Origin of the sequence: Endozoicomonas atrinae (genome assembly GCF_001647025.1) — a bacterium.
GTDB lineage: Bacteria > Pseudomonadota > Gammaproteobacteria > Pseudomonadales > Endozoicomonadaceae > Endozoicomonas > Endozoicomonas atrinae.
The window spans coordinates 1-2,633 of record NZ_LUKQ02000442.1; the positions used below are offsets into that span (position 1 = coordinate 1).

Genomic DNA, 2,633 nt, shown 5'->3' on the forward strand with positions numbered 1-2,633 from the left:
GTCCTCTCGATTGGTCATGGCGCTGCTCCCTGCTTGATACCAACAGGAAAACAATCGGCCAGAAAAGGGTTAATCGGGAGGTCAAATTAAACTGGTGTTTTGAAGACTTATTACATCGGTGATGACAAAAGGGTTATGCACTCCTGCATTCGCTGCCAGCGCTCACCGACAGAAAGCTTCGGCACTCTAACGGTCTGATCTACCCACGAAGGTAACAGTTCAGGGTTATCAGGCATTTCTGCATATCGAATGATATAACCCAATGCTTCCGGACGTGCACGCCTCCAGCGCAGCAAATAGGAATCGGTAATCCTCTGGTCTGACACAATCACCTCCTGCTGTTCAACAACGATTTAGCGTGAAAAGTTTACATCAATCACCTTTTGAGATGCAAATGATAATCATTCTCATTAAAATAAACAATAAGAGATCTTAACCGTGAGCCAGTGGCAACAGAAGCTTCATCAAGGGAACGTTAATTTTCATCAATGCAAATGGCGGTCAGCTGAAGCAGCTTACCTGGAAGCTGCGCAGATGCTGGAGCATGAGTGGTTCCAGAATTTGGATAATCCACAGTTAATGATGGCATGGATCGCCGCCATGCATAATCTGGCAGCCCTGTATGAAGGCCAGAAAATGCCTCAGAAAGCCAGTGAGTTTCTGGTTTTCCCTTACCGGAGGATTATCACGCTGGTCAAGTCAGGAGGGTTGTCTAAGGACTTTAAGATCCCATTACTCAGGGCTATAAAATGTACCGTGATACCGCTGCTGGAATTTTCCAGAAAACATCGTATCTGTAAGTGTTGTCAGCATCATCTCGATGAGGCCAAAGAGTGGCTAAGTCTCAGCTGGCCAGATCTACAACACTTACCTGAAAGCCCAAACTATATTTCTATTCAGCCTGCCTCATCAGGGAAGACCATTTACTAACTCTGTGTATAAAGGGGAGAACAGAGCGAAGCAATTTCTGAAAACGCGGCCTTTAATACTTTTACTGGCAATAGGTCAGGCCCGGCTCAGCTGGAGTATGACCACAGGCATTGATCAGCAGGATTGATTCATCTGCTCTAAGTGCATACTCCAGCGCTTCTTAGGCCTTATTTTTGGTATTCTGGGGAATGAAATCATTACGCCTGAAAAGTATAAAGTGAAACATGAGAAGCAGATTTCATGATGTAGAAGCAAATGAACAAGCCGAACATTCGATAACTCACCCTTCATAGGAGATATCTAAGTATCGGACATCATTCAGACGTCCATTCCAGAAAAAAACACTCAAATATAAAAAACTCAGGTTGCCTGCTCACCCAACAGGCATGCAACAGACTCCGCCCACAGGAAAAAAAAGTTACAGGAGCTACACTTTATGACTCCTGCATTTGCGGACACACTCATCAGTATGTGAAGAAAGTATGATAATTGAGTCCATCCTGCTGAGGCTAAAATGGATGAACTGTAAGCTATATCATTGAGCGGCATTCTTGACTCGAGTTTTTTCGTACCTATCCTGGTACTGTCCAATCAACTGCTTAAGTGCCCGCTGATAATTATCAAACTCGTCCTGTTTACATTGAGGAATCCAGCTCTTAAGCTCATCAGTTTTATCCAGAACATACTCGGCACTTCGATCAAGCCTCATTGATTCAAGCATCGCTTGTTCAATATATTCCTGATCATATTTTTCCTTCTTGACTGGCACACTTACTTCCTTGGGCGTCGCTGATAAACCTCTTTTTCTAGAGAAGTGCCCCCCCCTATCACTTTGCTGCTCTATATCATCAGGTGAGTTTAGCCTGCGCCAATGAAAATAATTTCTGGGTAAATCAGAGTATGGATTTTCCCGAAAATTTACGGCACACCAGTCTGCCGATAGGGCAAGATATTTTGCAACCCTATCCTCTGGACTGGTTATTTCTGATTCCGACAATGAATAAAGCCATTTGTATAAATCAGGATTATCCTTAAAGAGCTTGATAGATGTCTTCTCATGTCCCTTTGCCACGACACCATCAATGTTCTCTCTCATAAAATCACTATAGCGACATAACATGTCCCAATCGGATGCTTTATCGATAAATAGTTTTACATTTTCTGTATAACTGCTGGAGGATAGCAGCTCCTTAACTCCCATGGATATTGCTCGAGCATCTACATCTGCCATGGAAGGAGGACATTTCGGAATAACCATGACAACTTCAACCTTCCCCCTCACGCGCCCACCCTCAACCTTCAATGCTCCGGCACACTGGGCATTTATTTGATTGTCAGACACGGCTCGCCGTGTTTTTCTTCCTGAACTCATCACAGAATGTTGCTGCTGGGACTCACTCCTATGCAGATTTGGAGAAGCTGTTGAACTTTGTCTGCCTGATACTGGTTCCATAAAAAATAGATTCGAATAAGTAATTTGGTTTTAAGACCTTATACCAATTGAATTTTCTAACTACTGTATAACTGCCCAATCACGGGAGCACAGACTGAACAGTCGACCAGCTTCGCTGCAAAGGTTATTCCAAGCTTCACAGCAACAATCTACAATATTTTCATAACCTGAAAATGCTTTGTTTGATAAGTCATGCTCCCGCATCCACTCCCATAGCCTTTCTGAGCTGTTTAACTCCGGTGCGAATGGT

3 protein-coding genes and 1 pseudogene are annotated in these 2,633 nt (G+C 43.6%); 1 reads left to right on the forward strand and 3 read right to left on the reverse strand.

Going from position 1 to position 2,633, the window contains the following annotated elements; translation table 11 throughout:
• Positions 1-110: 110 nt before the first annotated feature.
• Complete coding sequence (locus AK963_RS27620) at positions 111-326, reverse strand: hypothetical protein (RefSeq protein WP_066018530.1); 216 nt, start codon at positions 324-326, stop codon at positions 111-113.
• A gap of 112 nt (positions 327-438) precedes the next feature.
• Here AK963_RS27620 and AK963_RS27625 point away from each other — a divergent pair, with 112 nt between their 5' ends.
• Positions 439-930 (forward strand): hypothetical protein, encoded by a 492-nt coding sequence (locus AK963_RS27625; RefSeq protein WP_066018531.1) that lies wholly within the window; start codon positions 439-441, stop codon positions 928-930.
• Positions 931-1,465: 535 nt separating this feature from the next.
• On the opposite strand, the gene AK963_RS27630 is transcribed toward AK963_RS27625, so the two are convergent.
• Both AK963_RS27630 and AK963_RS36100 read right to left on the reverse strand, forming a co-directional pair.
• Positions 1,466-2,302, reverse strand: a complete 837-nt coding sequence (locus AK963_RS27630) for a hypothetical protein (RefSeq protein ID WP_139117723.1) — start codon at positions 2,300-2,302, stop codon at positions 1,466-1,468.
• Positions 2,303-2,443: 141 nt separating this feature from the next.
• Positions 2,444-2,633, reverse strand: a pseudogene (locus AK963_RS36100) (IS630 family transposase); the annotation flags it as partial.